A 3,491-nucleotide genomic window follows, 5' to 3' on the forward strand; every position below is an offset into this window, starting at 1 on the left:
CGGCCTGCTGGTGCGCAGCGCCGACGCCGCCGATGCGGCGTTCGACGACGCCGCCGCGCCGAGCGTGGCAGCGGCGCCCGCGCTGCTGACCCCGCGGGAGCTCGAAATCCTGGGCGCCGTCGGCGACGGGCTGAGCAACAAGGCGGTCGCCCGCGCGCTCGGCATTTCGGCCCACACGGTGAAGTTTCATCTGGAAGCGGTCTTCGCGAAGCTCGATGCCCGCACCCGCGCCGAGGCGGTGGCGAAGGGCCTGCGTCGCGGTCTGATCGAGGTTTGACCCCGCCGCCGCGGGCGGCGGCCGGGGCAGCATTTGCGGCACGCGGCGGGAGCGTCGATACTGGCGGCTGTCATTTCGTCGGCGCCCGCATCCGCTTCCGTGGCGTCACGGCGCGTGACTCGGCGGGCGCGGCGTCCGTGCGACGTGCGCGCCTGCATCCGCGGGACTGACCAAAACAGGATTCGACAGGTTCCATGTCAAAGGCCGACTGGGAAATCCCGCCAAACCTGCAGCCCGATCCGAGCGACTACAGCTTTGATCTGGACGCCGCGCTCAACGCGGTCGTCGGGCTGAAATGCCACGCGCCGGCGGACGCCTTCACCGCGGGCGTGCTGGGCACCGAGCGCGTGGGCAGCGGGGTGGTCATCCGCGACAGCGGGCTGATCGCGACCATCGGCTATCTCGTGATGGAAGCGGAGACGATCTGGCTGACGACGCAGGACGGGCGCGCGGTCCCCGGCCATGCGCTCGCCGTCGATCAGGACAGCGGCTTCGGGCTGGTGCAGGCGCTGGGACCGCTGCGGCTGCCGGCACTGGCGTTCGGCGACGCGGACCGCCTGCGTCTCGGCGACGCGGCGGTGTTCGCCGCCCATGGCGGCCGTCACCATGCGATCGAGACGCGCGTGATCGGGCGGCAGGAGTTTGCCGGCTACTGGGAATACGTGCTCGACGACGCGATCTTCACCGCGCCCGCGCACCCGTTCTGGGGCGGCGGCGCGCTGATCGGCACCGATGGCCGCCTGGTCGGCATCGGCTCCCTGATCCTCCAGCAAGGTGACGGCAAGGGACGGCGCATGGACATGAACATGACCGTGCCGATCACCCACCTCGCCGCCATCCTCGACGAATTGCTCGCCTATGGCCGTGTGCGACGGCCGCCCCGCCCGTGGCTCGGCATGTATGCGACCGAGAGCGACGACATGCTGGTGGTGGGCGGGCTGATGGACGGTGGTCCGGCCGAGGGGGCGGGGATCCGTCCCGGTGACCGTGTCGTGGGGGTGGATGGCGACGAGGTGTCCGATCTCGCTGGCCTCTGGCGCCGCGTATGGGCCTGCGGCAGCGCGGGCGCAGAGGTGCGGCTGAATATCCAGCGCGACGACCGCCTGTTCGACGTGACCATCCGCTCCGCCGACCGCGCCGCCTATCTCAAAGCCCCGAAGCTGCACTGAGCATGTCCGCATCCCACGACGCCGACCGTCCGTCGACCGGCATCGCCGTCGCGATCGTGCCGGTCACCCCGTTCCAGCAGAACTGCGCCATCGTGCATGACCGCGCGAGCCGCCGTGCCACGGTGATCGACCCGGGCGGCGACGTGGACGCGATCCGCGCGCGGCTGTCGCAGCTCGACGTGACGGTGGACGCGATCGTGCTGACGCACGGCCATATCGACCACGCCGGTGGGGCGGCGGCGCTGCGCGAGGCGCTGTCGGCGGCCGGGACGCCGGTGCCGATCATCGGGCCGGACCGCCGCGACGACTTCCTTCTGGCGGCCCTCGCCGAACAGGGGGCGGCCTTCGGCCTCGGCGACGCGCGTGCCGTGACGCCCGACCGCTACGTGACCGAGGGCGAGACGGTGGCGATCGCCGGCGTCGACTTCGCGGTGCTGCATTGCCCGGGCCATACGCCGGGCCACGTGATCTATGTCGCGCCCACGCTGCGCTTCGCCATCATGGGCGACGTGCTGTTTCGCGGCTCGATCGGACGGACCGACTTCCCATACGGCGACACGGACGCGCTGCTCGGCGCGATCCGCGACAAGGTGCTGCCGCTCGGCGACGACGTCTCGTTCATCTGCGGGCACGGGCCGGCGTCCAGCATCGGCGCGGAGCGGCAGGGCAATCCCTTCCTGCGCGGCATGAGCTGAGGCCGCGCGCGCCGCGTCAGGGACCGACCGGCGGGAAATACTGCGGCGCCTCGCGCCGGTCGATCAGCCCGTAGTCGCGCACGATCCGCACCTCCCGCCGGCGGGCCCCGGCCGGGAAACGCGTCCATGCGCCGGGCGCGTCGGTCCAGGTCGCCAGCGCCAGCCGGTCGCCCGGCGTCAGGATCGCGTCGAACACGTCCCACGCGACCGGTGCGCCCGGCACGGCGCGGTCCGGCTGATCGAGGCCCAGCCGCGCCGCGACCTCATTCGGAGCCAGATCGTCGCCGGCCGCCGGATCGTGCGCCTGGACGATCGTGACCGCGACGCCGAGCCCGACCTCGGTCGTATCGAGCCGCTGCTCGCGAAGAGCGTGCCCGTCGGGGACATGCGTGTCGGCGGTGACCTGCCCCACGCGCAGATGGTAATGGCGGAACACGGACGCGCGCCCCTCGGCCTGCACGTCGTGGTGGAGCGCATGGGTGCGCCAGCGCACCAGCGCCTTTTCGTCGCGCCAGGTGGAGAGCGACAGCAGCCGGCCGGGTTCGCGGCGGCTGCGGTAGCGCACGTTGTCGATGAAGCCGTCGATGCGCAGCAGTTCCGGGCGCAGCATCGCGGCGTGGCCGAGATAGGCGTCCCAACGATCGGGCCGCGGCTGCACCTCGAAGATGACGCAGAACACGGCGCCCGCTCTCAGTCCGCCGTGCCGAGCAGCGGCGGGGCGTCGTCGCCCTCCGCGAGGGCCGCCTCGCGCGCGGCCGGGAGGAACAGGCTGACGATCGTGCCCGCGCCCTCCACGCTGCGCAGCGCGACCGATCCCTGCGACTGCTTGACGAAGCCGTAGACCTGACTGAGGCCGAGGCCGCTGCCCTGGCCGACCGGCTTGGTGGTGAAGAACGGCTCGAACGCCGAGGCCTGGATTTCCGGCGTCATGCCGCTGCCGGTGTCGGCGACCGCGATGCAGACATAGCGGCCTGGCCGCAGGTCGGGCGGCGGATCGACCGCCGCCGGCCCGGTGCCGGACGATCCCATGCCGTGCTCGACGACGCTCGTCTCGATCCGCACGAGGCCGCCCTCCGGCATCGCGTCGCGGGCGTTGATGACGAGGTTGAGGATCGCGTTCTCAAGCTGGTTCGCGTCCGCTTCCACCTCCGGCAGCCCGGCGCCGAGCGAGAGATCGAGGACCACCGCGCCCGACAGCGTGCCGCGCAGGATCGGCTCGAGCTGCTCGGCCAGCCGGTTGACGTCGAAGCGCGTGGGCCGCAGCGACTGCCGGCGCGAAAAGGCCAGAAGCTGCTGCGTCAGCGCCCCGCCCCGCCCGGCCGCCTGCATGGCCCGCTCGATCAGCGTCCG

5 protein-coding genes are annotated in these 3,491 nt (G+C 72.3%); 3 read left to right on the forward strand and 2 right to left on the reverse strand.

The genetic code is table 11. The features are described from left to right. The 3 genes from B8460_RS16940 to B8460_RS16950 all read left to right on the forward strand — a co-directional run. A partial coding sequence (locus B8460_RS16940) for a response regulator transcription factor (RefSeq protein ID WP_048862796.1) occupies positions 1-277 on the forward strand: 277 nt, incomplete at its 5' end. A gap of 194 nt (positions 278-471) precedes the next feature. Further along, positions 472-1,446, forward strand: coding sequence for a S1C family serine protease (locus tag B8460_RS16945; RefSeq protein WP_048862797.1), 975 nt, complete (start codon positions 472-474; stop codon positions 1,444-1,446). Positions 1,447-1,448: 2 nt separating this feature from the next. Next, a complete protein-coding gene (locus B8460_RS16950; protein WP_048862798.1) occupies positions 1,449-2,141 on the forward strand; it encodes an MBL fold metallo-hydrolase in 693 nt (230 codons plus the stop codon). A gap of 16 nt (positions 2,142-2,157) precedes the next feature. Here B8460_RS16950 and B8460_RS16955 read toward each other — a convergent pair whose 3' ends face one another. Both B8460_RS16955 and B8460_RS16960 read right to left on the reverse strand, forming a co-directional pair. After that, entirely contained in the window at positions 2,158-2,820 is a 663-nt protein-coding gene (locus B8460_RS16955) for an antibiotic biosynthesis monooxygenase family protein (protein WP_048862799.1), read from the reverse strand. 11 nt (positions 2,821-2,831) lie between these two features. Then, positions 2,832-3,491, reverse strand: a 660-nt coding sequence (locus B8460_RS16960) for an ATP-binding protein (RefSeq protein WP_241771220.1), incomplete at its 5' end; no start/stop codon positions are given.

Source organism: Acidisphaera rubrifaciens HS-AP3 (assembly GCF_000964365.1).
GTDB lineage: Bacteria > Pseudomonadota > Alphaproteobacteria > Acetobacterales > Acetobacteraceae > Acidisphaera > Acidisphaera rubrifaciens.

Coding starts and splice junctions, on each gene's coding strand:
- B8460_RS16950 (WP_048862798.1), top strand. CDS start 1,449: ATGTCCGCATCCCACGACGCCGACCGTCCGTCGACCGGCATCGCCGTC.
- B8460_RS16945 (WP_048862797.1), top strand. CDS start 472: ATGTCAAAGGCCGACTGGGAAATCCCGCCAAACCTGCAGCCCGATCCG.